Source organism: Acinetobacter sp. ANC_7588 (assembly GCF_056783995.1).
The window spans coordinates 1-26,407 of record NZ_JBWYIU010000017.1; the positions used below are offsets into that span (position 1 = coordinate 1).

Here is a 26,407-nt window from a genome sequence, read left to right on the forward strand (position 1 = left end):
GTTGTTTTACCATGGTCAACGTGACCGATTGTGCCCACGTTAACGTGTGGCTTATTACGTTCAAACTTAGCCTTAGCCATGAGATCTTCCTTTTTAAACTACTCATGGAGGATCACTCCATGAGCACTTGGTTTTAAACTATGAATTAGTTGGGCTTATAGTAATCGAAAGATTACTCGTCGTCACCTTTTTTACCACCAGCTTGGAACTTAGCAATGATGCCTTCAGCCACGTTACGTGGAGTTTCAGCATATTTAGCAAATTCCATAGAGTAAGTCGCACGACCTTGAGACATAGAACGCATGTGTGTTGCGTAACCGAACATCTCAGAAAGTGGAACTTCAGCACGGATTGCTTTAGTACCGCCAGGTAAATCGTCCATACCTTGAACCATACCACGACGACGGTTTAAGTCACCCATGATATCGCCCATGTAGTCTTCTGGAGTTTCTACTTCAACTTTCATGATAGGTTCAAGAAGAACAGGATCTGCTTTCATGAAACCATCACGGAATGCGTAAGAACCCGCCATTTTGAACGATAATTCGTCAGAGTCGACATCATGGTAAGAACCATCGAACAATGTCGCTTTGATGCCAACAACTGGGTAACCAGCTAGGACACCATTCTTCATACGTTCTTGAATACCTTTGTCTACAGCACCAAAGAATTCTTTAGGTACAACACCACCAACAACTTCTTCAGCGAACTCGTAGTCTTTACCAGCTTCAGGATCCATTGGCTCTAAACGTACATATACGTGACCGAATTTACCTTTACCACCAGTTTGACGAACAAACTTACCTTCTTGCTCAACAGATTTTTTAATCGTTTCGCGGTAAGCAACCATTGGTTTACCAATGTTCGCTTCAACACCGAATTCACGCTTCATACGGTCAACGATGATGTCAAGGTGAAGCTCACCCATACCAGCAATAATAGTCTGACCAGATTCTTCATCAGTACGAACGCGGAATGATGGATCTTCTTTCGCCAAGCGGCCCAAAGCAACTGACATTTTTTCTTGGTCAGCTTTAGTTTTAGGTTCAACTGCAAGTGCAATTACTGGCTCTGGGAATTCCATACGCTCCAATGTGATCACGTTGTTTTCATCACAAAGTGTATCACCTGTAGTCGTATCTTTAAGACCTACACATGCCGCGATATCGCCCGCACGAATTTCTTCGATGTCATGACGGTCATTAGCGTGCATCTGTACAATACGGCCAACACGTTCACGTTTAGATTTAACAGGGTTATAAACTGCACTACCAGCTTTTAGAACACCTGAGTAAACACGAACGAATGTCAAGTTACCAACGAATTTGTCGTTCATAATTTTGAACGCAAGCGCAGCAAACGGTGCTTCATCAGACGCTTCACGAGAACCTTCTGTCTCATCTTTGTCGTCTAAGATACCTTTAATTGCTTCAACGTCAGTAGGTGCTGGTAAGAATTCAATAACAGCATCCAACATACGTTGAACACCTTTGTTTTTGAACGCTGAACCACAAAGCATTGGTTGAATTTCATTCAATAATGTACGTGCACGAAGACCACCGATGATTTCTTCTTTAGTCAAATCACCTTCTTCTAGGTACTTATCCATGAGTTCTTCTGATGCTTCTGCAGCAGCTTCAACCATGTTCGTACGCCATTCTTGAGCAAGCTCAACAAGGTCAGCAGGAATTTCACCGTATTCAAACTTCATACCTTGAGATGCTTCATCCCAGATAATCGCTTTCATTTCGATAAGGTCTACTACACCTTGGAAGTTTTCTTCTGCGCCAACAGGAATCACGATTGGCACTGGATTACCACCAAGACGTGTTTTTACTTGTTCAACAGCACGGAAGAAGTTTGCACCAGTACGGTCCATTTTGTTAACGAACGCAATACGAGGTACTTTATATTTATTTGCTTGACGCCATACAGTTTCTGACTGAGGTTGTACACCACCTACAGCACAGTAAACCATGCACGCGCCGTCAAGAACACGCATAGAACGCTCAACTTCGATCGTGAAGTCAACGTGTCCCGGTGTGTCAATTACGTTAATACGGTGTTGTTCGAACTGGTTACCCATACCTTTCCAGAAGCAAGTTACTGCTGCTGAAGTAATAGTAATACCACGTTCTTGCTCTTGTTCCATCCAGTCAGTTGTTGCTGAACCTTCGTGAGTTTCACCTAGTTTGTGGCTCTCACCTGTGTAGAACAAAATACGTTCAGAAGTCGTTGTTTTACCAGCATCAATGTGTGCTGAGATACCAATGTTACGGTAACGAGAAATTGGGGTTTGACGAGCCATGATTTCTTGCATTCCTAAATTTTGTTGTTTAAAACAGGACGCTTTAAGCTGCTGAGCAGCTTAAAGCGATTCGATGACAAATCAGTGAAACCCGACTTACCACCCTCCTGAATAGGGGCTGTTTTATCCGCTTAGAAACGGTAGTGAGAGAAGGCTTTGTTGGCTTCAGCCATACGATGCACATCTTCACGTTTCTTGATCGCTGAACCTTTACCTTCAGCTGCGTCAAGCAACTCACCAGCAAGGCGTAACGCCATAGTTTTTTCAGAACGCTTAGCAGCAGCATCTACTAACCAACGCATCGCTAAAGCAGTACGACGGGATGGGCGTACTTCCATAGGAACTTGGTATGTAGCACCACCAACACGGCGTGCTTTTACTTCGACCATAGGACGAACTTTTTCAAGAGTAGTCTCGAAAAATTCAACTGGGTCTACTTTAGATTTTTCTTGAACGCGGTCTAAAGCACCGTAAACGATACTTTCAGCAATAGATTTTTTACCATCTTGCATTACGTGGTTCATGAACTTAGCGATTGTTTGGCTGCCGAACTTAGGATCCGGAAGGATTTCACGAGCAGCGACTACGCGACGTCTTGGCATTTTAATACTACCTATAAATATGACACTTCAGGTTTATCCAGCAGCAGTACAAAGTGTCATGTACTATTCGCTGGCCTTACTACACGTCGCTTGAATTTCACAAAATTAAATGCAGAAATCAGACAAGCGAGACGATAAAGGATTGCAGTTCTATACGTTTAAGAAAATGATCTAGTTAGATTATTTCTTAGGACGCTTAGTACCGTATTTAGAACGAGACTGGTTACGATCTTTAACACCAGCACAGTCTAAAGAACCACGAACGGTATGGTAACGTACACCTGGTAAGTCTTTAACACGACCACCACGGATAAGAACAACACTGTGCTCTTGTAGGTTATGGCCTTCACCACCGATATAGCTAGATACTTCAAAACCTGAAGTTAAGCGAACACGGCAAACTTTACGCATTGCTGAGTTAGGTTTTTTAGGTGTAGTTGTGTAAACACGTGTACAAACACCACGACGTTGTGGACAAGCCTTCAACGCAGGAACTTTTGATTTTTCAATCAAAGTCGTACGACCCTTACGGATCAACTGATTTGTTGTTGCCATGTGGCAATTCTCCCGTTAATAAAAAGCCCCAAAAAATACTACTTTTTGAGGGCATGCAATTGTAAGCCAAGAAGTAAAAATGGTCAACATTCAACATGACATCAAATATTGACCATTGTGTGCTTACAACGAAATTTTCAGAATGATTTGATCAACCATTCATAACTAAATTTATTGTTTTTTCTGTGAAGTAGGTAGTGAGTTTGCTGCTTCGTCTTTCTTTTTTGAATTACGACGCTTAGGGGGCACTTTTACCTGCACAATAGGTTCGCCTTGAGGCTGGTCTTTATCAGCGTCTTGAACACTTTCATTAGAAGCCGATTCCACATGTTTTTCAGCTAAGGCCTTAAGACCATCCTCAACACTGACCACTTCTTCTTTTTCAGACTCGGTAGATTTTGCTTCAATTTTAATTGCTGAAATTGAATCATTATGAACTGCAGACTCATCAACTTGAATAGACTCTTCTCCTTCAAGTTTTTTTGCAAACTCTTCAACCTCAACCACTAACTCATTATTGATTGACACTGCGGAATTCAATGCGAGTGAAGATTGCTTTAATAATTCTGTACCGCGCTCAAAGGCCTCCTGAACAGATACCTGCTCATCTGGATGTTGGAGAATGTACTTCTGTGCTCCTGAAAAAACAGCTCTAGCTTTAGTATGAGCCTCTTCCACCAAACGCCAGCTATATACTGCACCAATTCCAGCACCAGCCACAGGTGCTAATTTAGATAAAATTGAAATTTGAGGAATCTGATTCAACCAATTCCATTTATAACCACCTTCAGGATTACTCAGCCAATTTTTTAAAGCCGTGAAGTCGTTACTAGAGCCCAATAGGGTTTGTAGCTGATGAGTATCTTGTGTTTCCAATAAATTTGCGACTGTTCTTAATGCCACTAAAAGTGTTTGCTTTTCCGCAATAACACCTAAATCGACTTGTTTGAATACATACTCAACGATCTCTTGCTCTTGACGATGATTAAGTTCAAAACCGTGCGCGCGCCCTTCTTGGTAAATACTACGCAACGTAAATGCCAACGAGAAAGGAATATCGATGGCCGTACCAACTACGCCTGTCGCACCAGACACTGCCCCCTGAACCGCTGCAATCAACTTATTTTGATTGGCTAATGCTTCACCGATACGATTCGCACGATCAGGGCTTGATTTAAGTTCATCCAAGCTTTTTGCACCAACTTCCTTTAATACATGCTCAACTGAACTTAACTCAGAAACAAAATCATTCAATTTATCAAAAAAATAATCTGCAACTTTGTTGTTTAAGTCCGGAGAGATAAAAGAAGCAACATTATTTAATTTACTGTAATGACGACCAAAAATTTTTTGAGAAACTTGAGGGACATGATCACGAAATAATTGTTGAGGGGTTTCGTACTTTTTTTGTTCAGTCATTTTTCTCTCATCTAAAGTTATGTCAATAATTTTTTGTGGATCAGGTTGTTGCGTCAATTTCGCAATTGATCCTGGTGCAACATGTTGTGCCAGTTCAAATCCAGTAGCATTGAGCTTTTTAGCCACTCCAAATGCTTTTAATACCAGTCCGCTAGATTGCTTATTATTAGAATTTGCCATTTACAACCCTCCTTCGCATTTATCACTTATGTTTAAAATTCTATGCGCAGTCAAGAGTTATCTCAACTTTATCGTGTTTTATTCGGTTGCAATATAGTGAACATATCTGCCAATAAGCGTTTTAACGCTGCGATATTGATTTGCCATAAGAATTTAAAATAGATTCTGATATCATGATACGAATTTTTGACAAGATCTTATGGACTTTTACATCCAATCAAATCATCGATGTGAATTTTTCCATAAAATGACTTCACCATAATAGGGAATTGTAAATGAAACGTGTTGTAATCACTGGTATGGGCATTAACTCATGCATTGGTAATACATTAGAAGATGTAAATCATGCCTTACAAAATGGTATTTCAGGCACACGTTTTAACCCAACTTATGCTGAACTTAATTTTAAAAGTCATGTTAGTGCTGCAGCAGAACAAAATTTTGACGGTATTGACCGTAAACTGAAACGCTTTATGGGTGTATGTGCGATGTATGCCTATAACGCTGCAGTCGCTGCGGTTGAAAATGCGGGTCTAACCGCTGAAGATCTTGCGGGCAATCCTCGTTATGGTATTGCGGGTGGTTCAGGCGGCAACTCTACAGCTTCTGTCGCTGAAATGATTGAACTTCTTGAAGAGAAAGGCGCACGTAAAATTGGCCCTTTCTTTGTTCCACGCAATATGTCAAATACTATTACAGCTAACGTTGGTGTGGCATTCAAATTACAAGGTATCGCTCACTCTATTACAAGTGCTTGTGCAACCTCAGCTGATGCCATTGGTTACGCATACAACCTGATTCAACTTGGCAAACAGGATCTAATGCTCGCTGGTGGTGGTGAAGAAGACCATTGGTCACAAAGTCTATTATTTGATGCAATGGGTGCTTTATGCTCAAAATATAATGACTCACCAGAAACCGCTTCTCGCCCTTACTCTGCTGATCGTGATGGTTTTGTCATTGCTGGCGGCGGTGGTTTCGTGGTACTTGAATCTCTTGAGCATGCTCAAGCGCGCGGTGCAAATATTCTTGCTGAAGTCGTTGCATATGCAGCCAACTCTGATGGTGCTGATATGGTCGCACCATCAGGTGAAGGTGCAACACGTTGCATCTTGATGGCACTTGATGAAGCAAAACAGCATGGTGTTGAAAAAATTGATTATGTAAATACACACGGCACATCTACACCAGCTGGTGATGTGACTGAATTGAAAGCAATGGAACGCGCATTCGGTGAAGGTCAAGTACCACCTTTAAGTTCAACAAAATCTATGACAGGTCATAGCTTAGGCGCTGCAGGTGTACAAGAAGCGATTTACTCTATTCTCATGATGCAGAATGACTTTATTGCACCAAATATCAACGTTACTGAGCTTGATGAAGGTGCAAAACCATTTGATATCGTACTTGAAAAGCGCGATACAAAACTGAATACTGTAATGAGTAACAGTTTTGGTTTCGGCGGCGTAAATGCCTGCCTCATTTTCAAGAAATGGGAAGGCTAATTTAATTCCGCCCATAATGGGTGATTAGATGGATGCTCCTTCAGATGCTTTCCTATGGGTAAAAGCATTACATATTATTGCTGTGGTATGTTGGTTCGCTGCTTTGTTCTATCTACCACGGCTTTATGTTTATCATGCGATGAGTGACGATGCCATAAGTCATCAACGCTTTGAAGTCATGGAACGTAAGCTTTATCGTGGCATTATGTGGCCTGCGATGATCGCAACATTGATCACTGCACATTTTTTAGTGGACTGGGGTGATGCAACTCGACATTATCATGAAGCTTTATGGTTTTATTTAAAAGTTGGTTTAGTCGGATTACTGGTCATATACCACCTAGTGTGTGGATATTACCGTAAAAAACTCATTGATAATGCACACTATAAAAGTCATAAGTTCTGGCGCTATTTCAACGAAATGCCCACATTGATCTTATTCGCAGTTGTAATTTTAGTTGTGGTCAAACCTTCATTCTAACTAAAGAATATAAAAAAACCTCCATTCGTGGAGGTTTTTTCTTTCTCTAAAAATTAATTATGGTTACGCTTACGCATACGTGGTTTATAAAGAACACGGTATGTTACAGCCAACAGAATTAACCAGATTGGGCTAATCATCAAAGCTTTCAGCGTGTCTGGCTCTAAACTTAAAATGATTAATGCAAATAGCAAAAATGCCAATACAACGTATGACATTGCCACTCCACCCGGCATTTTAAAATTCGACTTTTCATGTAGCTCAGGTCGCAATTTACGGTAGCGTATATAGCACACCATGATAATCGCCCAAATACTAATGAAAAGAATCACACACAGCGAACTTGCTAATGTAAAAGCTTCCATCGTATTTGGCACAAAATACTGAAATGCTGCACCGGCCATAATAAATGTACATGAAAAGATTAATCCCTTAGCAGGTACGGCACGACTTGAAAGTTCTGCTAGCTTTTGAGGGGCTTGGCCGTCACGGGCCAATCCAAATAACATTCGACTGGTAGAAAAGACACCACTGTTCATGGAAGACATCACAGAAGACAAAACCACTAGGTTCATAATCACAGCAGCTGAACCAATACCCGCAAATAAGAATAATGTGACAAATGGACTTTGATCTGCTGGGATATTGATCCAAGGTGTCACAGACATAATCATGATCAACGAAAGCACATAGAAAATAATAATACGTGTCGGAATAGCATTAACCGCTTTTGGTAAATTTTTTTCAGGATCTTTGGTTTCCGCAGCCATCGTCCCGAGTAACTCTACACCAACAAAGGCAAACATTGCGATTTGAAAGCCTGCCAAAAAGCCCATGGATCCTTTCGGGAACATTCCACCATGAGACCAAATGTTACTGAAGCTTGCAACAGCACCACTTGGTGACTGAAAACTCGTAAACACCATGAAGGCACCCACCAAGATCAATCCAATAATGGCTAGAATTTTGATTAATGCAAACCAAAACTCAATTTCACCAAAAAGTTTTACAGTGACTAAGTTAATTGCGAGTATGAATAAGACACATCCTGCACTAATCGCTGCTTGCCCCATTGGGGTAAACATTTGATCTGGAGGTAACCAAAAACTGAGATAATTGATAATTGCTGCTAAATCAGCAATACCGACCAAAATCCATCCCAGCCAATAGGACCAACCAATATAATACCCTGCACCTGGTCCAATGAGATCATGTGCCATATCAATAAATGATTTGTAGTGCAGATTAGATAAAAGGATTTCACCAAGGGCACGCATCAAGAAAAAAAACATAGCACCAATAATCATATAAATGATGATGATTGAAGGTCCTGCAAGTGAAATCGTTTTTCCTGAGCCCATAAACAACCCTGTACCAATCGCTCCACCGATGGCGATGAGTTGTAAATGTCGATTTGAAAGCTTACGCTGTAATTCATTGGGAGATGATTGTTCATCAATATTTGTGGTTGTCATTATTCAACATCCTTTTACACCATCTAATCTAATCGATCAGCCTAAATTCCGCTTCAAACTGAGATTCGAGAGATTTTGTTATTATGAGAGGAGCCATAAATGACTCTTCCTCGTGAAGTCTTACTTATATTCAGTTATTTCAATGCAGCAATCACTGCGATTTCAATTAACCATTCTGGATTAACGAGGTCAGCCTGAATGGTTGCTCGTGATGGTGGTATTGAATCCTCCATCCATTCAATCCAAATTTGATTGAAGATTTGAAAATCTTCCAAATTCTTCACGAAAACTTGTGCTGACAATAAACGAGATTTATCTGTGCCTACTTGAGCCAAAAGAGCGTCGATCGTATTCAGCACATCTTTCGTTTGTAAGGCGATATCAGGCGTCGTAATCTTAGGTACTTGACCAGAAAGATAAGCCACTTGATTAAAGACTGTAACTGCACTCATCACGCCATTACTATTGAATTTTTGAATATCCTGATTTTGCATATTAATTCCTTGATTACTCAGTATCGATCCTAGTGTTGATCGTTGAATTTTTAACATTAAATTTCTAGAACAAATGGAACCCGCGTCGTTACGCCACACATTAACTCATATCCCACAGTACTCGCTCCTGCAGCGACCTCATCAATCGGTAACAAACTTCCGTACTTTGAGACGCCCCACAGTACGACTTCACTGCCAATTTTTGCATCTTCAATATGCGTGATATCAACAGCTAGCATGTCCATACTTACACGACCAATCAAAGAAGTTTTTTTTCCATTCACAAGCACTGTTGTGCCAGATTGAGTAATCCGTTGATATCCATCTGCATATCCACAAGCGACAATGCCAATTTTCATAGCTTGTTCTGCAAAAAATGTCGATCCATAGCCAATACTTTGCTGAGGATTAATTTCTTGAATTGCAATCAATTCACTTCTTAAAGACATTGTTGGTTTTAAGTCCCAATCTTGAATAGTATGGGTTGGATAATCCGGTGAACTCCCATACAACATAATGCCACTACGTACAATGTTAGAGTGGACATGATTGGCATGTCTAAGAATGGCTGCGCTATTACTTAGTGAACAAGGACCACCTAAAACGCTGACGATTTGATTGAATACTGAAATTTGATAGTCAACCCCAACCTGATTCAAGCGCTCGCCATCAGCATCAGAAAAATGTGTCATGTGAGTGATTGATGCCACTTGCGGCAATTCAGTTAACAGACTCCAAATTTCAGGGTAACGTTGAGGTTGGAATCCTAAACGGTTCATGCCACTGTTCATTTTCAAAAAAATATTAAAATGAGCATCAAGACTAAACCGCTTAATCCATTCGACTTGAATCTCATTATGAACGGTAAATTGAAGTTCCAAATCATGACACAACTGTAAATCCGCTTCTTGAAAGATACCTTCCAAAAGCAAAATTGGGCCTTTCCAACCTAAATCTCGAACTCGTTGTGCTTCACTCAGCTCTAGAAGTGCAATCCCATCAGCATCCTTTAAGGCTGAATAAATGCGCTCGATCCCATGGCCATAAGCATTAGCTTTTACAACAGCAAAAATTTGGGCATTTGGCACATGTTGCTTAGCAACTTTCAAATTATGTTTGATTGCGTTTAAATGAATGACAGCCTGTATCGGGCGAGACATATTCCTTGTCCTATTATATTTTTTAATAGCAAACCACGCAGCCTTTAAGCTGCGTGGTTATAACGTTGAATTGAAAGTCCATCGGTACTAATCTCTGGAGTCCGATTCAGCACTAAATCACTAATCAGCTTTCCAGAACCACATGCCATGGTCCAGCCGAGCGTGCCATGTCCAGTATTTAAAAATAGATTCTTATATTTCGTCGCACCGATAATAGGCGTACTGTCTGGTGTCATCGGTCGTAGTCCCGTCCAGAAACTGGCTTGTGCCATATCTCCACCTGGGAACAAATCACGTGTTACCATCTCTAAGGTGCCACGGCGATCCTCATTTAACTCTTTATTAAAACCACTTAACTCAGCCATCCCACCAACACGAATTCGTTGATCAAAACGAGTTATTGCAATCTTGTAAGTTTCATCTAAGACAGTTGATTGAGGGGCATATTGCGCATCCACGATAGGTATAGTTAATGAATATCCCTTTACAGGATAAATGGGCAAATCTAGACCTAATGGTTTAATAAAATCTCGTGAATAGCTACCGAAGGCAAGTACATAACGATCTGCCGTGAGTACCTGACCGTCTACAATAACGCCTTTAATTTCGTCGCCCTCAACTACGAGTTTTTCAACATTTTGATTAAATTTAAACTCAACACCAATACCTTTTGCATATTCAGCAAGCGCGTTGGTAAAGATATAGCAATCACCAGTCTCATCATTTGGAAGATGTAAGCCACCGACTAATTTGTCTTTAACTTCCGCTAATGCAGGTTCAACTCGACCTAGACCTTCACGATCTAATAACTCAAATTCGACACCTGTTTCTTTTAAAACTTCAATGTCTCGTTGAACTGCGTCTAATTGCGCATCCTTACGAAAAATTTGTAATGTTCCTTTTGAACGATTCTCATAAGATATGCCAATATTTTCGCGTAATTCTCTTAAACAATCTCGACTGTATTCAGCAACACGTACCATACGCTCTTTATTGATGGCGTAATGTGCCGCATTGCAGTTCTTCAACATTTGAGCCATCCATTTCAGCTGCCACAAGCTTCCATCTACATTAATTGCTAATGGTGCATGATGTTGAAACATCCATTTAACCGCTTTAAATGGAATTCCTGGTGCGGCCCATGGTGTAGAATACCCAGGAGAAATCTGTCCTGCATTGCCAAAACTCGTTTCTTCGGCAGGACCTGATTGACGATCTAATACAGTGACGCTTGCTCCTTGTTGCGCTAGGTAATACGCACTTGCAACACCAATGACACCACTACCTAATACAATAACGCGCATGAACTATCCCTCAGCACTGTGTAGTTTATTTCACTAGTATATTTTTGCTTTAATAGTTTTTTTCACTCTTTTAATCGTTATAATTTAGGTAATTTAAGGGTTTTATCCTGAAAAAATTAAAAAATAAGGAAATTATTCATGCGGAAATTAGATCGCACTGATCGTATGATTTTAGATATTCTGCAAAAGGACGGTCGTATTGCCATTAGTGAACTGGCTGCAAAAGTAAATCTTTCTACAACCCCATGCTCGGAAAGAGTGAAAAGACTAGAACGAGATGGAATTATTATGGGCTATTACGCCCGATTAAATCCGGAGTTATTGGAGCGTAATTTACTCGTCTTTCTAGAAATTAAGTTATCGGCGAAATCTGGAGATGTTTTTGATCAAGTCGCCAAGAATTTAGTTGAGATACCTGAGGTATTAGAGTGTCATTTAATTTCAGGTGAATTCGATTACTTGGTGAAAGCGAGACTAAAAGAAATGAGTGCTTATCGCCAACTACTGGGTGACCTGCTTAAAATGCTTCCCTCCTCTGCATCCTCCCATAGTTACATCGTGATGGAAGAGGTCAAAGAGTCCTTGTACTTGGATCTAAGCTAAGCTACGAAGAGCAATCTCTTGAGAGTTGCTCTTGAGCCCAAATTTCGGCTTAGATTAATCAACGTAATTTAAAATTTGATGGAAAGCTTGAATTCTGGCTTTGGGTGCAGCAGCGGCTAACTCTGCATCACTGCCATAACCGTATTCCACCGCAATCGTTTCAATCCCATTTTTTCGAGCACCGATAATGTCATGCTCTCGGTCCCCTACCATTAAACAGGTTTCTGGCTTAATTTTTTCTCGCTCTAAAATATATGCAATAAGTTCAGCTTTATTGGTGCGGTCACCATTTAACTCACTGCCATAGGCATAATCAAAATACGGTGTGAGATTGAAATGTTCAAGAATTTTCTGGGCATACACCTCAGGCTTTGCAGTAGCTAAAAACAATCTGTAACCTTTGTTCTTAAGTGTTGCCAATGTCTCTGTTACATCTTCAAATAATAAATTTTCAAATAAACCTTTTACAGCAAAGCGTTCACGATAACCAAGTAAAGCCTGTTCCGCCAAATCATCATTCACATCAACCTTCAAAATTTTGGCCAGCGAGGCTTTTAAAGGTGGTCCAATAATCCAATCAATATTCTCATCCTCCGCGATAAGATGACCTACTTTTTCTAAACCATAACGTGCAGAAGTCGTAATACCCACTTTAGGATCAGTTAGCGTTCCATCTAAATCAATGAGAATATTTTTAATCATGCTGTACCTTTTTTAGAAATGCTATCGAGACTTCTCAGAAACTTGCCTATACTACTCCAAATTGATCGATGAAGGACATTGTTGTGCGCCCTACTGTATTGTGCTTTTCTGGTTTAGATCCATCTGGTGGTGCTGGCTTACAAGCAGATATTGAAGCGATCGGCCAAAGTGGTGCTCATGCAGCAATCGCATGTACAGCGTTAACCATTCAAAACTCTCAACAAGTTTTTGGATTTGAAGCAACCTCAAAAGATTTACTGCTGGCTCAAGCGAATGCTGTAGTGAATGATCTTCCTATCAAAGTAGTGAAATCTGGCATGCTCGGCACTACCGACAATATCGCCGCTTTGGCAGAATTCCTAAGAGCACATCCTGATTTCCAATACGTACTCGATCCAGTTTTGGTTGCCAATAGTGGTGGCTCATTAGGAAATCAAGCAACATTGGTCAAGGCTTTTGTTGAATTGATTCCTCTTGCTACGATTCTTACACCCAATACCGTTGAACTTCGCGCATTAACAGGCTGTGAAGATTTAGATCAAGCCACACAGAAGTTATTTGAAATGGGTGCTAAAGCTGTATTAGTCAAAGGTGGTCACGAAGACACACCGACTTATATTAGAAATGCACTCTACATTAACGGTGATATGGTCTCTGAAACAAAATGCCCTCGTCTTGAAGGTGAGTATCATGGTTCAGGCTGTTCTCTTGCTAGTTTTATTGCAGGGAGGTTGGCACAAGGTGATCAAATTAAAAATGCAGTTCACCATGCGGAAACATGGCTATTTGGTGTATTAAAACGTGCTGAAATCCCAGTTGAAGGTGGCCAAAGAGTTCCAAAACGCTTCTAAATAAAAAGCCCACTGACTGTGGGCTTTTTTATTAATCTTTTAGTCTTTCTTTGACTGATCGGATATGTTCTCTATTGGTTTTCCACGATTTTTGAAGCGCTGCTTTTTCAATACGATATTTAATTCTCTGTAGTCTACGATCATCAATCACTTTCATTTGGTAGCTTTTAACTTCTTCAATCCAACTTTTACCCCAATGAACATGTACAGGAATTGGTGTTTTAAACTCACAATTAGGCACGAAAACTATTAACCCATGTATCGACAGATTTGAATCGATTAAATCTTTTAACAATCCCTCTAAAACCTTTATATGCTTGTAGTTTTGGTGCAATGGATTTTGAAATTTATGGCTAGATTTATAAATTTTTTGAGTCCACATTTTTTGATGTGATGAGCCAAAAATCCAACCTTTATAGTTTTTGGTCTCAATCACAAATATTCCATAAGGACTCAATAAAATATGGTCAATCTGTGTGGTCTGATTGTCCTGATCCAAAAATGTTAGATCATTCAGTAAAATATAGTCCTCATTCAAAAATTTTTTTGCATGATATTGGACAATGTATTCACCCAATTTTCCTTTGATATAAGGTACAAACATTTTGAATACAGGGATGATTGCTAGAATTAAGATCAACCACCATAACTGCGATATGAGATTAACAACAATTGTAATTATAGGATTTTCATTAGACATAATTTTTATATTTCATATGTTTATGCTGTTATAACATCACCACTTATCATCTTCAAGCTGCAGCAGCTTAAGCTTATTTTCCACACCTCCTGAAAATCCGACCAGCTTGCCATTGACACCTATTACACGATGACAAGGTACAATGATCGCGATAGGATTTTTCCCATTGGCCAACCCGACCGCTCGAACCGCTTTTACATTCCCAACATCCTCAGCAATTTGCTTATACGTTCTAGACTCTCCAAAAGGAATTTTTAACAGCGCATTCCATACCGAGCGTTGGAATTCTGTCCCATAAAGTTCTATGGGCAAATCAAATACCTGACGTTGTTTTAAAAAATATTCGCGAAGCTGTGTTTCGGCAATGCATAAAATCTCGTGATCATCCCGCTGAATGATTATTTGATTTTGAATAAACTGAGGAAGTGCATTCTCCCAAGCGACAACAATCAATGCTCGATCATGAGCAACCAATTGAAGTTCACCGACAGGTGTCATTATTTTTTTTAAATAAAATTGAGTCATTTTTTAATCGCCTGAAAGTTGAATCATCTAACTATGTTGATGATAACTTCATCAAGACCAAACCCGAAATAATCAATACTGCAGCGATCATTCTCATTGCATTTGCAGGTTCTCCAAGAATAAAAATCCCAACCACAAATGAACCTACAGCGCCTATGCCTGTCCATACGGTATAAGCTGTCCCGAGTGGCAAAGTTTTCATCGCATGGGAAAGTAAAGCAAAACTTGCGATCATGAAAACGATCGTCAAAATACTGGGTGTCAATTTGGTGAATCCATCTGAAACTTTCATAAAATAGGCCCAGACCACTTCCAACAACCCTGCAACAATCAAGACTAACCAAGCCAAAATAAACCCTCTCTCAATTAAAAAAAGCAGCGTATGGATACGCTGCCTTAAATCTTACGCTGAAGCTAATTTCATCATGACTAAACCTGAAATAATCAGAATAGCCGCAATCATCCGCATTGCTGTCGCAGGCTCACCCAGAATAAAAATGCCGACTAAAAAAGACCCTACTGCACCAATCCCCGTCCAAATCGTATAGGCAGTTCCCAGAGGGAATGTTTTCATGGCATGTGCCAACAACCCAAAACTGAGAACCATAAAAAATAGAGTAATTGCAGTCGGTGTGAATTTAGTAAATCCTTCAGACATTTTCATACTATATGCCCAAACGATCTCAAATAAACCCGCGAGAATAAGAATAAACCAAGCCATGATGCCTGCTCCCAATTAAAATAATTTAAGAGTCAGGCCGTCCTGACGATTTTTCTCAGAGAAATGAGGGAGGTCGTTCCTCCAAATGATGGTTGAATTATATCAACACACGCACAAAATAGGCGCAATTTTACAATTTTTGACCCAAAATACACCTACAAAAAATAGGTCATTATCGGACTAGCTTTTCTAGATTATTTCTGCATTTTTAGGCTATTGCATTACAAAGGCGATCGCTATTGGCAGATAGAAGACTAAATCCACACTAAATTAAAACACTTTACTGCACTATAGAATCACTGGTCTGGGATGTTTAAATTGATTTTTTATCTCGCTCTTTTAAGACTTATTCACGAAGATAAGCCAAATAATGAGCAACGAAAATTTCTCCCCCAAACAATACAACAGAAAAGATAAGAAGATCCATTTTTTGTAAAAAAGGACTCAAATGAGTCCTTTTTATACATTTATTGTCTAATAAACAAACCATTGAACTAAATATGATTATAATCTAATCAAATTATCCAGACTGTTATCAACACAGATATCCACCACGTTATCCATAGACTTATCCACAGATGTGTGTAGTGTTATACATGTTTCGGATCAAACGTTAATTGAACCTACTTTCGCCAACTCTGCACGCATTTCATCAATTACAGCTTTATAATCTGGCTTTCCAAAAATGGCAGAACCAGCTACAAACATATCTGCACCAGCTTCAGCGATTTCACGAATATTTGCTGGACCAACACCACCATCAACTTCTAAGCGAATATCTTTACCAGATGCATCAATAATTTTGCGTGCTTTACGAAGTTTATCTAGCGTCATTGGGATAAATTTTTGTCCACCGAAGCCAGGGTTGACGCTCATTAATAAGACTTGATCCACTTTATCCAGTACATAATCAAGGTAATGTAAAGGCGTTGCAGGGTTAAAAACTAAACCTGCTTTAGCACCACCAGCTTTAATCAGCTGCAATGAACGGTCGATATGGTCTGATGCTTCTGGATGAAAAGTGATGATATCTGCACCCGCTTCTAAGAAATCTCCGATCATACGATCGACTGGTTTCACCATAAGATGAACGTCAATTGGGGCCTGAATACCATATTTTTTAAGTGCCTTACATACACCAGCACCAAAAGTTAAATTTGGTACATAATGATTGTCCATTACATCGAAATGGACCACATCTGCACCTGCTTCAAGTACGTTTTCGACTTCTTCACCTAAGCGAGCGAAATCAGCAGATAAAATCGATGGAGCAATTAAGAATGGCTTGGACATGTCAGGACCTGGCGGGAAATTAGAATTCAAAAGTTGATTATAGCAAAACTTCGTTTATTCATTCCTTCGAAATTACTGCTATTTAAATTTCAACTCAAAATGCAAATCGTTGATAAAAAAATCTTCAAGGACGGAATATGACTTATGCAAAGCTATGTTGCATATTCGGAACAACCTTATGGTGAGATGAATGTTAAGATACAATAAATTTCAAGCATTACGGTAAATAATGAAAACAACCACAACGATAGACAGCTCCGAAGCATTACGTATCGCTAAACGATTAAGCAATCATTGGAAACATAAATTTGATGTCACCAATACCGATGACCAATATCAAATTTTTATGCCAAAAGTGACAGTTGAATTATCAATACAACCTGATCAACTTCATGTCAGTATTGTGAATAAAGAAGAAATATCTTTAGAAGAATTAATACGACTAGAAAATGTCGTGCTTGATCATATCAATCGCATGGTTCAAGCTGACTATCAAGTTATATGGTCTAGAGAAAGTTAAAGAAAAACCGACATAAAGTCGGCTTTTCATTATTGTTGCTGTTTAAATTCAGTAACACGGCGAATTCGTTCTTCAGTGGCAGGATGACTTGCAAAGAGATCAAGAATTTTTGATTGATCTTCGTCTTCTCCCATATCATCACTCATACGTTTTAAAAAGTTTGCAAAATGCACTGTATCCATTTCATGTTTATGCATGAGTTCTAGCGCATACTGATCTGATTCTAACTCAAACTTCCGTGAATATCCTGCACCAATCATGGCAACTGGCAAAGTCGCAATTAAATCCGATCCATCACCAGTGATAGCAATATAAAGTACACTGAATCCTAGGCTCGAAAGACCTTGTTGTAAGCTGTGACGTTTTAATAAATGTGCTTGTTCATGTGCCAAAACGCCGATAATTTCCTGATCATTCTTGGCAAGCTTCACTAATTCATCGGTGAGATAAATTGTATTGTTTGGCAATGCGAGTGCATTGGCTCCAAGCGAGGTACCTTCCCTAAATTTCACCTGAGCGGGACGACCCTCAGCAACATATTTCAGATAATCCGCGAGAATCCGATCCTGTCTTTGCTGTGATAACTGAGAAGGTTTAGTGTATTCGGCTAAATAAACTTCTGCCTGTCCACCCAAACGATTCAGCGTATTTTCTGGCAGCTGGAAAGCAACAATGTGCGATGCCGTCGGTATTCCCCATTTAATGACGGAGAAACCAAGTGCGACCACGAAAATAACACTAAAAATAATCAACGATGGTGTACGTTCAAGTTTCCATACTTTTTGATGAAAATTTTTATGCTCAACAGGCAACCATTCAGGAAGCTGACGCTCATGAAATTCAATCCTAGCGTCATGTGTTAACTCTAAAGCTGGATTACGTCGACCAATTTTACCAAGCAATACCATTTCATCTGCATGATAGTAGACTGTTTTCACTTCGCCTTTATCTGTATAACTGACAGCGATACTGTCTTGATTAGCAGGGCGAATCTGTGCTGTAAAAGGCTTAGAAAGAACACCATCATAATATGTCACTGTGAGAGGTTGATTCATTGAATTAACTCCTAAAGTGAAATATCAATATCAAAAATATCACTAATTTCTTCCGCGATGGCACTATGATCACTTTGCGCAATATTCATCATCAGGTTTGGATCATCATTTAATTCTAAGCTCATCGATTCAACTTGGTATCGATAAATGCGAATAGCAGCCCATGCTGACAATAATCCTAAACTTAAGATTCTAGCGATCCAATTACTCGCAACAATCCATGCATAGCGCCATTGATTACAACTGGTCTTAAACTGACTGTTGTTGAGTGTTGTGCTATTCCACGTAGTAATAAAAATTCGTGCCTGTATTAACGGACCAATAAACAACATTCCAATCACATAAACGGCAAAGATCATCATCAGCATCATATCCATTCCATGACCACTGAGTATTGATAATGTCGAACCACCAAATCCGATGAGCATAAGAATCAATACAAAGAGAATCATGGGAACATATACTGCTCGCATATAACTAGGCCAGTCATTGTTTAATTGAAATTTGAGTTGTCCAACGTACAAATGATTAAGCGTATATTTTTTATAAATCCAAATTGCGACAGGGCTAAATATACCTAATGTAAAAATGGTGATAGCAAGCGCAAGTAAAAATTGTTTATAGGCTTCTTTATTCGTGCCAGAAAAATAAAAACGGCTGTTCCCAAATTTACTGTTGCGCGCATTAAATCGAATTGTGGCACGAACCAACCATGGAAGAGCAATATAAATAATCAGTCCACCAAATGCTGCTATCGTCATATCCATATATGAGGCAATCGCAAATATTGCCCAAATGCCAATGGCTATCAGTCGACCAATCAAAATTTTAGTCGGTAAACCAGTAAAATCAAAAAAGCGATGAAAAAATTCGGTATTGTTATAAAAATATCTTAAACGACGTACTTTCGCCCATGGCGCATATAGGCTCAATGTCGCAATCGTCAATAAAATATTGACGATCCATATGCCAAAGTACTCCATCGCATTGCCATGAAATTTAAATTTAAATACTTTCCCCATATAAATCGGTCGATTTTCATCTGCATCAGATAATGGAAATGGATCGTTGATCAATGGTAAGGGTGCTTGTTCAGCGGAGTGTTCTGATGAATTCATTATTATTTTCTCTGATTATAAAAAATGACATCCCGAGAGATGTCATCATTCAACATGGTTTAAATGTGATATCGCACACATTATAACGAACTTAAGTATGAATATCTTAAAATTCAAATCAGATTAATTTTGCAATTGTAAAGCATGGAATTGCAGATGATCATCAATAAAACTTTGGATAAAGAAGTATCCGTGATCATAAGCCTCGTGCTCACGCAATGTGAGCTTTTGACCTACGGTTTTACATGATTCAGCAAATAGTGCTGGATTAAGTTGAGCATAAAACTGATCTGCAACCCCCTGATCAATTAAAATTTCGTGATATAGAGCACCCTTTGCTTTCACGAGCTCATTCGCATCATGTGCTTTCCATAACTCACGATCTTCTCCGAGGTAAGCTGAAAATGCCTTTTCACCCCATGGACAAATTGATGGTGCACAAATCGGTGCAAATGCTGAGACTGACTTGAATAAGTCTGGATATTTCCAAGCAAGCGTGAGTGCACCGTGCCCTCCCATGCTGTGACCAAAAATACCAATCCCGTCATCCTGTACAGGAAACGATGTAAGAACTAAAGGATACAACTCCTGTATAAGATACGACTCCATCTGATAATGCTCAGCCCAAGGTGCTTGAGTTGCGTTTAAATAGAATCCAGCCCCTTGCCCTATATCCCAAGAATCCCCGACCGCCACGTCGTCACCACGAGGTGATGTATCTGGAGCAATCAAGATAATTCCCAATTGTGCAGCTAAACGTTGTGCATGTGCTTTGATAACAAAAGTTTCTTCAGTACAAGTCAAACCTGCAAGATAGTACAACGCAATACATTTTTGACCCTCGAGTGCCTGTGAAGGTAAAAATACAGAAAATTTAGTGGGATTTTTCAAAAACTTTGAATTGATCTGATAAACACGTTGTTCACCATCAAAACATTTATTCTTTTGAACCAATTCCATTGCACTGCCTCACACATTTAATTTTTAAAACATCATCGCATATTCGTAAACTGAGCACTATCACTCTGGTGTTCACTACTTACGGTTGATAATCCAACCTGAGGAAATAATCTCTTTTCAAGTTGCGGCAACATAATTTCCATATTCTTACCAATGACCCATTGTGGCTCTGATGGCATAAACCCTTGTGCATTTTCCCAATGCGCAATATTGACTGATGCATCTTCAAAGGCTTCACGTAAGCTATTTTTTTCACGCATCGCTAAATCAAAGAAAGCACGTCCAAAATAAGTCGAGTCTGCATCATTTGAACAACCAAAAGACTCTCGATCTGCTGCAGCTGCAGTAATGACTAATGTATCTGGCGATTGCAACGCTGGAATAAAACTACCAGAGAAACATGATGAAATCACAATGACTCTCCATCTGATCCCTGATTTATCAAGCGTTTGGCGCAACCATTTTGGATCTATGTCTTCCAAATCAATTGGCGTATTTTCCATTTGAAATTGGTTACTCAATCCATGGGAAGTCATATAAAGAAACAGGACATCACTTTCACGATTCATCTGAGCGCCAATACGTTGCAATGCCAAATCAATACTGGTCTTTGACGCAATTGGATATTCTTCGCGAGTTGCAGGATTATTAATTAACGCAATTGAACGACCAAAGGTTCCGAAACGCGTATCAAATTGATCTTTAAATCTTTGAATTTCCAATTTGAATACATCTTGATAACTTGCACCAGCTACGCCCATAAAATACCAATGCGAGTTCGCGAACTCTCCAAATTGGATCTGTTCAAGCGCCTGATTTAATAATCTGCTTTGCGCGTAAAATGATTGTTCTGAAATACTTGGAGGCGCCTCATCTACCTTCCAAATTGGTTGACTTTGTGACGAAATCTGCCACACAAAAAGTGTAAAAAACGTGGCGATCATGATGAGCAGTCGCTCCCACCAAGGCCATTTTAATTCACGCGAAAAAACCCAAACAACAGCTAAACTTTGCCAAACAAACAATAAAGAAAATATGTGCTGCAAATGATCAACAAGGAAATTAGGTTGATAGTCAAAGTTATTAAAATAATATTGGATAAGACACTGAATCAAAACAATATGTGTGTCTAGTACTAACCAAAGTAATGCTGGCACTAACATCAAACGTGGATTATTAGTACGCTGTGAAAGGAAAATCCCAACAATTAAAGCAATAAATGGCCAGAGCGCATAACTCACTAATCCTTGAGAATTAAATTCTCCAGCACCATTCGATAACAACCAGCTAAATAAAGAGCTCGCTGAACCTCCAAGAATTCCCCAAAAAATAAGTTGAAGAATTGATGGCCTTACAATCTGTAGTGATTTCCTTGAACCTAAAAATAACCAAATCCCTGCAAGCTGGTTACTTTTTAAATCATGCCAAAAGTTAATTGAAGGTTTAAGGTCTATCATAAGATTACTGTGTAGGTGCTTGGATCAGCTTTTTTAAGTTTATGCTCGGTTAAATAATTATCAATGCTACTTTTAACTATATAACAATTTTTCGATTATTTTTGAGTCATTTACCAAACTACTCAGAAACAATCGTTTGAAAATAGGCATCAAAGCGACATGCATCACCTAACCATTGATGATCAGGTTTTTGCGCATTGAGATAAACAGCATGCCTTGGTCGCTTTACAATAACTCGCTTAGCAACGCTTTGAGCCAATGCCAACAATTCTTCACCTAAATCCATCTCTCCATCTTCAGGCAACAGAAGATGTAACAGCTGCATTTGTTTTTTAACTTGCGCTTGTTTTTTAATGGCATTTTGATTCTGATCGCGCTGTGGAAACATTGGATCTAAATATACTACATCGGCATCGACGTGTTGGTTTTCACATTGCTTAAGATAATCAGCGGAATCTGAAAAAACCAGCTGAATACGCGCAACAATACTCTTTAAAAATGGGTCAAGACTCGCTTGTTGATGAGTAGATTCTAACAAAGTATATAAAATTGGATGTCGTTCAACTAATGTGACATTTGCCCCTAAATGTGCCATCAGTAAACTGTCATGCCCAAGCCCTGCGGTGGCATCAATGAGCTGGGGTTTTTCAGATAACTGGCATGCCCTCGCAATCATTTCAGATTTCAAGCTAGCACGTTTTAAGCGACCGACTTCGGCTTTCCAATCAGGTTGCATACGCATGCCCTGTGCGCACAGCCACAACCCATCTTGATCAACACAAAGCGCAAGTTCAGGATGATGTCTGAAAAATCGAGCATTCAATTTTTCAACCTCTTCGATTGTTGACTGCACCCCACGAGAAGAAAGCACAGCATTAAAATGCTGTGCTTTCTCAAGAAAATCTCGTTCAGCAAATAAGCGTATTTCGCTTACCATAATTTCCAACCTGTAAATGCAAAGAGAAGGATCACTAAACCTGAAGCAATTCGATACCAAGCAAAAATCATAAAATCACGTTTTGCGACATAGGCAACCAAAGCTCGAATGAGTAATAAAGCTGAGACAAATGAAACAATCAACCCAGTTGTCAACACTGCCCAATCTTCAGCAGTCTGGAACACATCATAGCTTTGATATAAATCTAATAATCCAGCACCAATAATGACTGGAATTCCAAGAAAGAATGAAAATTCGGTCGCTGCTTTGCGGGAAACGCCTAAAAACATTGCCCCGATGATCGTAGCACCAGAACGTGATGTACCTGGGATCAAAGAGAGCACTTGAATTAAACCAATCCAAATTGCATCTTTATAACTGAGCTCTTCAACTTCTTTGACACGTATTCTTGGGGGATTTTTTTCTACCCAAATGATAATTAAACCACCCACAATCAGGCCAATTGCAATCGCGTAGTTATTAAATAATAGCTCTTTTACTGTTTGCCCAAAGGTCAAACCTATTGTAACAATTGGGATTGAAGCCAAGATTAAACCAAATCCGAGTCTTCTACCTTGTGCTTCGCCAGTGACCATACCCGTTGCAGCACCCCATAAGCGCGACCAATATTCATAAATAACCGCTGCGATTGCCCCCATTTGAATGGCAATCACAAAGACATCACTTTTTTCCTTGGTCCAGAAATTCATGAGTTCAGCGGCTAAAATTAAATGGCCTGTACTAGAAATGGGTAAAAACTCAGTAATACCTTCAACGATACCCATAATTGCCGCTTTAAGCAGCAGTAAAAGATCCATAGAAATTCCTAATTATGCTTTGCCTTGTTCTGGAATTTTTTTCCACGCATTGTCACGTAAATAAACGGGTAGTGCGAGATCGGCACTGAGCCATTGTTCTTTTAAAGCATGTTCACGTGCAATCGTGGCTATATCCTCAGCAGTTGCTTGGACATTTGAATAATCATTTAATTCGGGATGAATACATTTTGTTCCCGAACCAATCATTTGATACTTTTGATAGGCTGCAGCATTTTCATAATTTAATAACTGCTCTTCATCTACCAACTGCATTAAACCTTGAGCATTTAACTGAAAACTTGCGATGTAGACCTCACTCATTCTTGCATCAAGTACAGCCGTAACTTCTGTCAGTTGATACATTCGATAAGCAGCCTGTGCCAGAGCTTGAAGGGATGAAACAGGAATCACAGGCACGTCATGTGACCATGCAAGCGCCTGAGTGACTGCTGCATTAATACGCACACCGCTGAATGAGCCAGGACCACGACTAAAAGCGATCGCATCCAAATCTGAAACGTGTACTTCAGCTTGCTGAAAAGCTGCTTCAATCATTGGGAGGATAGATTGGGTCTGCGCTTTTGCACGATCATCTAGTTGATAAAAAAGTACTTGATTCTCATCAATTAACGAAACTGAGCACTGCTCATTGGCAGTTTCTAATGCAAGCAATTTCATGCATGCCCCTATAAATCGTTAAAAATGGTGCTAATCATACTCCACTCGAATTATTCCTGCGAGAGCAGATCTGTTCAGATTTAGTGATTATTGAACGCTCGTATCAATCTCAACACTTATATTTAAAATTCAAATTTTTCAAGCTGAGTGAAATTTTTGAAATGATGCGCATAATGCATCGCACTCATTTTGAGTTTAGCTTCTGCAAACTCATCTAATGTTTTTATTACTTTGCCAGGAGAGCCCATCACCAATGAATTATCTGGGATGATTTTACCTTCTGGAATCAACGCATTCGCGCCAATAATGCAATTTTTACCGATTACAGCATTATTTAATATGACGGCGTTGATACCAATCAAACTATTATCTCCAATCGTACAACCATGTAACATTGCTTGATGACCAATGGTGACATATTGCCCAACATTCAATTCAATGCCCGGATCAGTGTGTAAGACGGCATTTTCTTGAATATTACTGAAATCACCAATACGAATTTTGCAGTTATCCCCGCGTATTACCGCACCAAACCAAACACTCACCTCTTGTCCAAGTTCAACATCGCCAATCACAGTGGCATTGTCTGCAATCCATCCATTCCATGGTTGAATCGTCGTTGAAGGGGTTTTGTCTTGAAATTTGTACATCATATGCAGCAATCCTATGCATTTAATATTTTAATGTTGTTTGAAAATTGAAGATTTAAAACTTGGGGAATTGAGCAAAAAGGGCCAGTTTTTTTTATAATTTAAGCCATACTGAAACAACGAAATCAGGATCCTTGCTGTAAGACCCCATATCACCTCATTCTCAACTCTTAAACTTGGAAAATAGATTGATTGCTTAGCCAATCGAACTTCATAAGGTGTTGGGCGAGCATCCATCATTTCGCGGATTGAAGCAAAAAAAATACGATCGATTTCTGTAGGTTGTGGGACAAGCTTCACATTAGGCGGTATCAATCCAACCACAGGTTTTACTAAAACACCCGCTTTCGAGCGCTCTGAAGGCAGATCACCTAGCAACTTTACATCGAACGGATTCAAAGCCGTTTCTTCCCACGCTTCTCGGAGTGCAACAACAATATTACTGGTGTCGTTCGGATCTCTTTTTCCTCCTGGGAATGACACTTCACCCGCATGATTATTCATATAAATAGAGCGACGCGTCAGCAGAATTTTAGGATCATCTTCATTGGTGATTGCAAGTAATACTGCAGCATCAGCTTTTTGAATGCGTTTAGAAAACCTAAGGTGTTGTTGCAGTTGCAATGTTAATGAATGATCCATCATCTTGAATAGCTCGATCTCTCTTTTTTATTCTCATCCCATCATATATGAAATTTTGTGCATAAGGCTATAAATGATGCGAAAGTTATTTTTTTGGGGTATGCTGAATCATCTCATTTTTACTTGACAGCATATGCCTTTTTGCACGGCCTGTGGGCAACCGACGACCGAACAGATTCCTTTAGGTGATCATAAAGTACGCCAAGTCTGTACGCATTGTAAAACCATTCACTATGTGAATCCAAAGGTCATTTGTGGAGCCTTAGCGATTTGGGAAGATAAAGTACTCTTATGTCGTAGAGCGATTGAGCCGCGCTATGGTCTTTGGACGCTACCAGCAGGATATATGGAACTCTTCGAGACAATGGAGCAAGGTGCAGCTCGTGAAACTCGTGAAGAAGCTGAAGCTGAAGTGGAAATTGAGCAATTGTACTGTATGTACAATATCCCTCGTATTGGTCAAATTTACGTATTATTTAAATCTCACCTTGTTGAAGGTAAATTTGGAGCTGGTGAAGAAACCATCGAAAGTCGTTTATTTGAAGAACACGAGATTCCATGGGATAGTTTAGCTTTCCCAAGTGTTGAACGAACGCTTCGTCATTATTTTGAAGACCGAAAATCGAATCATTTTCCTACACACTTAGAGACCTTAGGTACTCGACTTGATCAAACAGGTTAAAAAAAACTCCAT

The 26,407-nt window shown here is 39.5% G+C and carries 29 protein-coding genes and 1 pseudogene; 6 read left to right on the plus strand and 24 right to left on the minus strand.

Translation table 11 applies throughout. The features are described 5' to 3' along the window. The 5 genes and pseudogenes from AC1M9J_RS13780 to AC1M9J_RS13800 form a co-directional block, all read right to left on the minus strand. A pseudogene (locus AC1M9J_RS13780) lies at positions 1–80 on the minus strand (hypothetical protein); the annotation flags it as partial. 92 nt (positions 81–172) lie between these two features. After that, a complete protein-coding gene (gene fusA, locus AC1M9J_RS13785) occupies positions 173–2,308 on the minus strand; it encodes an elongation factor G (protein ID WP_035268315.1) in 2,136 nt (711 codons plus the stop codon). 131 nt (positions 2,309–2,439) lie between these two features. Beyond that, positions 2,440–2,910: a 30S ribosomal protein S7 gene (rpsG, locus tag AC1M9J_RS13790; RefSeq protein ID WP_004648014.1), complete on the minus strand. Its 471-nt coding sequence runs from the start codon at positions 2,908–2,910 to the stop codon at positions 2,440–2,442. A 180-nt stretch (positions 2,911–3,090) separates the two neighbouring features. After that, on the minus strand, positions 3,091–3,465 hold the full coding sequence (gene rpsL, locus AC1M9J_RS13795; RefSeq protein ID WP_004648013.1) for a 30S ribosomal protein S12: 375 nt from the start codon (positions 3,463–3,465) through the stop codon (positions 3,091–3,093). Between the two features lie 171 nt (positions 3,466–3,636). Beyond that, positions 3,637–5,064, minus strand: a complete 1,428-nt coding sequence (locus AC1M9J_RS13800) for an EcsC family protein (protein ID WP_481952509.1) — start codon at positions 5,062–5,064, stop codon at positions 3,637–3,639. 275 nt (positions 5,065–5,339) lie between these two features. On the opposite strand from AC1M9J_RS13800, the gene AC1M9J_RS13805 reads away from it, so the two are divergent. Continuing rightward, entirely contained in the window at positions 5,340–6,569 is a 1,230-nt protein-coding gene (locus AC1M9J_RS13805; protein ID WP_035268310.1) for a beta-ketoacyl synthase N-terminal-like domain-containing protein, read from the plus strand. A 28-nt stretch (positions 6,570–6,597) separates the two neighbouring features. Further along, positions 6,598–7,050 carry a CopD family protein gene (locus AC1M9J_RS13810; RefSeq protein ID WP_481596645.1) on the plus strand — a complete coding sequence of 151 codons (453 nt, stop codon included), beginning with the start codon at positions 6,598–6,600 and terminating at the stop codon, positions 7,048–7,050. Between the two features lie 53 nt (positions 7,051–7,103). On the opposite strand, the gene AC1M9J_RS13815 is transcribed toward AC1M9J_RS13810, so the two are convergent. The 4 genes from AC1M9J_RS13815 to AC1M9J_RS13830 all read right to left on the minus strand — a co-directional run bounded on the left by AC1M9J_RS13815 (position 7,104) and on the right by AC1M9J_RS13830 (position 11,483). Next, complete coding sequence (locus tag AC1M9J_RS13815; RefSeq protein WP_035268305.1) at positions 7,104–8,525, minus strand: amino acid permease; 1,422 nt, start codon at positions 8,523–8,525, stop codon at positions 7,104–7,106. A gap of 134 nt (positions 8,526–8,659) precedes the next feature. Continuing rightward, a complete protein-coding gene (locus AC1M9J_RS13820; protein WP_035268302.1) occupies positions 8,660–9,019 on the minus strand; it encodes a RidA family protein in 360 nt (119 codons plus the stop codon). 56 nt (positions 9,020–9,075) lie between these two features. Then, positions 9,076–10,179 carry an alanine racemase gene (gene alr / locus AC1M9J_RS13825; RefSeq protein WP_481952510.1) on the minus strand — a complete coding sequence of 368 codons (1,104 nt, stop codon included), beginning with the start codon at positions 10,177–10,179 and terminating at the stop codon, positions 9,076–9,078. A 44-nt stretch (positions 10,180–10,223) separates the two neighbouring features. Beyond that, complete coding sequence (locus tag AC1M9J_RS13830; protein WP_035268298.1) at positions 10,224–11,483, minus strand: D-amino acid dehydrogenase; 1,260 nt, start codon at positions 11,481–11,483, stop codon at positions 10,224–10,226. A 138-nt stretch (positions 11,484–11,621) separates the two neighbouring features. Here AC1M9J_RS13830 and AC1M9J_RS13835 point away from each other — a divergent pair, with 138 nt between their 5' ends. Continuing rightward, on the plus strand, positions 11,622–12,086 hold the full coding sequence (locus AC1M9J_RS13835; RefSeq protein WP_092768640.1) for a winged helix-turn-helix transcriptional regulator: 465 nt from the start codon (positions 11,622–11,624) through the stop codon (positions 12,084–12,086). A gap of 54 nt (positions 12,087–12,140) precedes the next feature. Here the strand turns inward: AC1M9J_RS13835 and AC1M9J_RS13840 are convergent, their stop codons facing one another. After that, positions 12,141–12,788, minus strand: a complete 648-nt coding sequence (locus AC1M9J_RS13840) for an HAD-IA family hydrolase (protein ID WP_481952511.1) — start codon at positions 12,786–12,788, stop codon at positions 12,141–12,143. 83 nt (positions 12,789–12,871) lie between these two features. Here AC1M9J_RS13840 and AC1M9J_RS13845 point away from each other — a divergent pair, with 83 nt between their 5' ends. Then, the gene (locus AC1M9J_RS13845) at positions 12,872–13,639 is read left to right on the plus strand and encodes a hydroxymethylpyrimidine/phosphomethylpyrimidine kinase (RefSeq protein ID WP_481952512.1); all 768 of its coding nucleotides are present in this window, start codon (positions 12,872–12,874) and stop codon (positions 13,637–13,639) included. Positions 13,640–13,670: 31 nt separating this feature from the next. On the opposite strand, the gene AC1M9J_RS13850 is transcribed toward AC1M9J_RS13845, so the two are convergent. From AC1M9J_RS13850 to rpe, 5 genes are all read right to left on the minus strand, one after another. Beyond that, positions 13,671–14,339 carry a nuclease-related domain-containing protein gene (locus tag AC1M9J_RS13850; protein ID WP_051586594.1) on the minus strand — a complete coding sequence of 223 codons (669 nt, stop codon included), beginning with the start codon at positions 14,337–14,339 and terminating at the stop codon, positions 13,671–13,673. A 36-nt stretch (positions 14,340–14,375) separates the two neighbouring features. After that, the gene (locus AC1M9J_RS13855; protein WP_481952513.1) at positions 14,376–14,864 is read right to left on the minus strand and encodes a methylated-DNA--[protein]-cysteine S-methyltransferase; all 489 of its coding nucleotides are present in this window, start codon (positions 14,862–14,864) and stop codon (positions 14,376–14,378) included. A 31-nt stretch (positions 14,865–14,895) separates the two neighbouring features. Then, positions 14,896–15,213, minus strand: coding sequence for a quaternary ammonium compound efflux SMR transporter SugE (gene sugE / locus AC1M9J_RS13860; protein WP_180000188.1), 318 nt, complete (start codon positions 15,211–15,213; stop codon positions 14,896–14,898). Between the two features lie 54 nt (positions 15,214–15,267). Further along, positions 15,268–15,585 carry a DMT family transporter gene (locus tag AC1M9J_RS13865; RefSeq protein ID WP_481588038.1) on the minus strand — a complete coding sequence of 106 codons (318 nt, stop codon included), beginning with the start codon at positions 15,583–15,585 and terminating at the stop codon, positions 15,268–15,270. A 606-nt stretch (positions 15,586–16,191) separates the two neighbouring features. Further along, on the minus strand, positions 16,192–16,878 hold the full coding sequence (gene rpe / locus AC1M9J_RS13870) for a ribulose-phosphate 3-epimerase (RefSeq protein ID WP_481610419.1): 687 nt from the start codon (positions 16,876–16,878) through the stop codon (positions 16,192–16,194). Positions 16,879–17,107: 229 nt separating this feature from the next. Between rpe and AC1M9J_RS13875 the strand changes: the two genes are divergently transcribed. Next, positions 17,108–17,398, plus strand: coding sequence for a DUF2218 domain-containing protein (locus AC1M9J_RS13875; protein ID WP_481594038.1), 291 nt, complete (start codon positions 17,108–17,110; stop codon positions 17,396–17,398). A 29-nt stretch (positions 17,399–17,427) separates the two neighbouring features. Here AC1M9J_RS13875 and AC1M9J_RS13880 read toward each other — a convergent pair whose 3' ends face one another. The 9 genes from AC1M9J_RS13880 to AC1M9J_RS13920 form a co-directional block, all read right to left on the minus strand. Next, on the minus strand, positions 17,428–18,453 hold the full coding sequence (locus AC1M9J_RS13880; RefSeq protein ID WP_481952514.1) for a M48 family metallopeptidase: 1,026 nt from the start codon (positions 18,451–18,453) through the stop codon (positions 17,428–17,430). A gap of 11 nt (positions 18,454–18,464) precedes the next feature. Continuing rightward, entirely contained in the window at positions 18,465–19,475 is a 1,011-nt protein-coding gene (locus AC1M9J_RS13885; RefSeq protein WP_481952522.1) for a YjgN family protein, read from the minus strand. Between the two features lie 219 nt (positions 19,476–19,694). Beyond that, the gene (gene fghA, locus AC1M9J_RS13890; protein WP_481592379.1) at positions 19,695–20,531 is read right to left on the minus strand and encodes an S-formylglutathione hydrolase; all 837 of its coding nucleotides are present in this window, start codon (positions 20,529–20,531) and stop codon (positions 19,695–19,697) included. Between the two features lie 32 nt (positions 20,532–20,563). After that, on the minus strand, positions 20,564–21,988 hold the full coding sequence (locus AC1M9J_RS13895; protein ID WP_180028728.1) for a C13 family peptidase: 1,425 nt from the start codon (positions 21,986–21,988) through the stop codon (positions 20,564–20,566). A gap of 118 nt (positions 21,989–22,106) precedes the next feature. Next, positions 22,107–22,925, minus strand: coding sequence for a class I SAM-dependent methyltransferase (locus AC1M9J_RS13900; RefSeq protein WP_481594036.1), 819 nt, complete (start codon positions 22,923–22,925; stop codon positions 22,107–22,109). Continuing rightward, complete coding sequence (locus AC1M9J_RS13905) at positions 22,919–23,743, minus strand: undecaprenyl-diphosphate phosphatase (protein WP_481592376.1); 825 nt, start codon at positions 23,741–23,743, stop codon at positions 22,919–22,921. Before AC1M9J_RS13905 ends, AC1M9J_RS13900 begins: the two co-directional genes overlap by 7 nt. Positions 23,744–23,755: 12 nt before the next feature. Continuing rightward, positions 23,756–24,421 (minus strand): tRNA (adenosine(37)-N6)-threonylcarbamoyltransferase complex dimerization subunit type 1 TsaB, encoded by a 666-nt coding sequence (gene tsaB / locus AC1M9J_RS13910; RefSeq protein ID WP_481590799.1) that lies wholly within the window; start codon positions 24,419–24,421, stop codon positions 23,756–23,758. A 122-nt stretch (positions 24,422–24,543) separates the two neighbouring features. Next, a complete protein-coding gene (locus tag AC1M9J_RS13915) occupies positions 24,544–25,074 on the minus strand; it encodes a gamma carbonic anhydrase family protein (RefSeq protein ID WP_481952515.1) in 531 nt (176 codons plus the stop codon). Positions 25,075–25,101: 27 nt separating this feature from the next. Then, a complete protein-coding gene (locus AC1M9J_RS13920) occupies positions 25,102–25,716 on the minus strand; it encodes a CoA pyrophosphatase (protein WP_035268255.1) in 615 nt (204 codons plus the stop codon). A gap of 130 nt (positions 25,717–25,846) precedes the next feature. Between AC1M9J_RS13920 and AC1M9J_RS13925 the strand changes: the two genes are divergently transcribed. After that, entirely contained in the window at positions 25,847–26,395 is a 549-nt protein-coding gene (locus AC1M9J_RS13925; protein ID WP_035268253.1) for an NUDIX hydrolase, read from the plus strand. The last annotated feature ends 12 nt before the right edge of the window (positions 26,396–26,407 follow it).

Excerpts from the sequence above, each read along its gene's own strand:
- AC1M9J_RS13905 (WP_481592376.1), bottom strand. The coding sequence starts at position 23,743 with ATGGATCTTTTACTGCTGCTTAAAGCGGCAATTATGGGTATCGTTGAA.
- AC1M9J_RS13900 (WP_481594036.1), bottom strand. The coding sequence starts at position 22,925 with ATGGTAAGCGAAATACGCTTATTTGCTGAACGAGATTTTCTTGAGAAA.
- rpsG (WP_004648014.1), bottom strand. The coding sequence starts at position 2,910 with ATGCCAAGACGTCGCGTAGTCGCTGCTCGTGAAATCCTTCCGGATCCT.
- AC1M9J_RS13820 (WP_035268302.1), bottom strand. The coding sequence starts at position 9,019 with ATGCAAAATCAGGATATTCAAAAATTCAATAGTAATGGCGTGATGAGT.
- tsaB (WP_481590799.1), bottom strand. The coding sequence starts at position 24,421 with ATGAAATTGCTTGCATTAGAAACTGCCAATGAGCAGTGCTCAGTTTCG.
- AC1M9J_RS13895 (WP_180028728.1), bottom strand. The coding sequence starts at position 21,988 with ATGATAGACCTTAAACCTTCAATTAACTTTTGGCATGATTTAAAAAGT.
- AC1M9J_RS13865 (WP_481588038.1), bottom strand. The coding sequence starts at position 15,585 with ATGGCTTGGTTTATTCTTATTCTCGCGGGTTTATTTGAGATCGTTTGG.
- AC1M9J_RS13880 (WP_481952514.1), bottom strand. The coding sequence starts at position 18,453 with ATGAATCAACCTCTCACAGTGACATATTATGATGGTGTTCTTTCTAAG.
- AC1M9J_RS13875 (WP_481594038.1), top strand. The coding sequence starts at position 17,108 with ATGAAAACAACCACAACGATAGACAGCTCCGAAGCATTACGTATCGCT.
- fusA (WP_035268315.1), bottom strand. The coding sequence starts at position 2,308 with ATGGCTCGTCAAACCCCAATTTCTCGTTACCGTAACATTGGTATCTCA.
- AC1M9J_RS13810 (WP_481596645.1), top strand. The coding sequence starts at position 6,598 with ATGGATGCTCCTTCAGATGCTTTCCTATGGGTAAAAGCATTACATATT.
- AC1M9J_RS13840 (WP_481952511.1), bottom strand. The coding sequence starts at position 12,788 with ATGATTAAAAATATTCTCATTGATTTAGATGGAACGCTAACTGATCCT.
- rpsL (WP_004648013.1), bottom strand. The coding sequence starts at position 3,465 with ATGGCAACAACAAATCAGTTGATCCGTAAGGGTCGTACGACTTTGATT.
- AC1M9J_RS13915 (WP_481952515.1), bottom strand. The coding sequence starts at position 25,074 with ATGATGTACAAATTTCAAGACAAAACCCCTTCAACGACGATTCAACCA.
- AC1M9J_RS13805 (WP_035268310.1), top strand. The coding sequence starts at position 5,340 with ATGAAACGTGTTGTAATCACTGGTATGGGCATTAACTCATGCATTGGT.
- AC1M9J_RS13800 (WP_481952509.1), bottom strand. The coding sequence starts at position 5,064 with ATGGCAAATTCTAATAATAAGCAATCTAGCGGACTGGTATTAAAAGCA.
- AC1M9J_RS13855 (WP_481952513.1), bottom strand. The coding sequence starts at position 14,864 with ATGACTCAATTTTATTTAAAAAAAATAATGACACCTGTCGGTGAACTT.
- AC1M9J_RS13830 (WP_035268298.1), bottom strand. The coding sequence starts at position 11,483 with ATGCGCGTTATTGTATTAGGTAGTGGTGTCATTGGTGTTGCAAGTGCG.
- rpe (WP_481610419.1), bottom strand. The coding sequence starts at position 16,878 with ATGTCCAAGCCATTCTTAATTGCTCCATCGATTTTATCTGCTGATTTC.
- AC1M9J_RS13885 (WP_481952522.1), bottom strand. The coding sequence starts at position 19,475 with ATGGGGAAAGTATTTAAATTTAAATTTCATGGCAATGCGATGGAGTAC.
- AC1M9J_RS13920 (WP_035268255.1), bottom strand. The coding sequence starts at position 25,716 with ATGATGGATCATTCATTAACATTGCAACTGCAACAACACCTTAGGTTT.
- AC1M9J_RS13835 (WP_092768640.1), top strand. The coding sequence starts at position 11,622 with ATGCGGAAATTAGATCGCACTGATCGTATGATTTTAGATATTCTGCAA.
- AC1M9J_RS13925 (WP_035268253.1), top strand. The coding sequence starts at position 25,847 with ATGCCTTTTTGCACGGCCTGTGGGCAACCGACGACCGAACAGATTCCT.
- fghA (WP_481592379.1), bottom strand. The coding sequence starts at position 20,531 with ATGGAATTGGTTCAAAAGAATAAATGTTTTGATGGTGAACAACGTGTT.
- AC1M9J_RS13850 (WP_051586594.1), bottom strand. The coding sequence starts at position 14,339 with ATGTCTAATGAAAATCCTATAATTACAATTGTTGTTAATCTCATATCG.
- alr (WP_481952510.1), bottom strand. The coding sequence starts at position 10,179 with ATGTCTCGCCCGATACAGGCTGTCATTCATTTAAACGCAATCAAACAT.
- AC1M9J_RS13815 (WP_035268305.1), bottom strand. The coding sequence starts at position 8,525 with ATGACAACCACAAATATTGATGAACAATCATCTCCCAATGAATTACAG.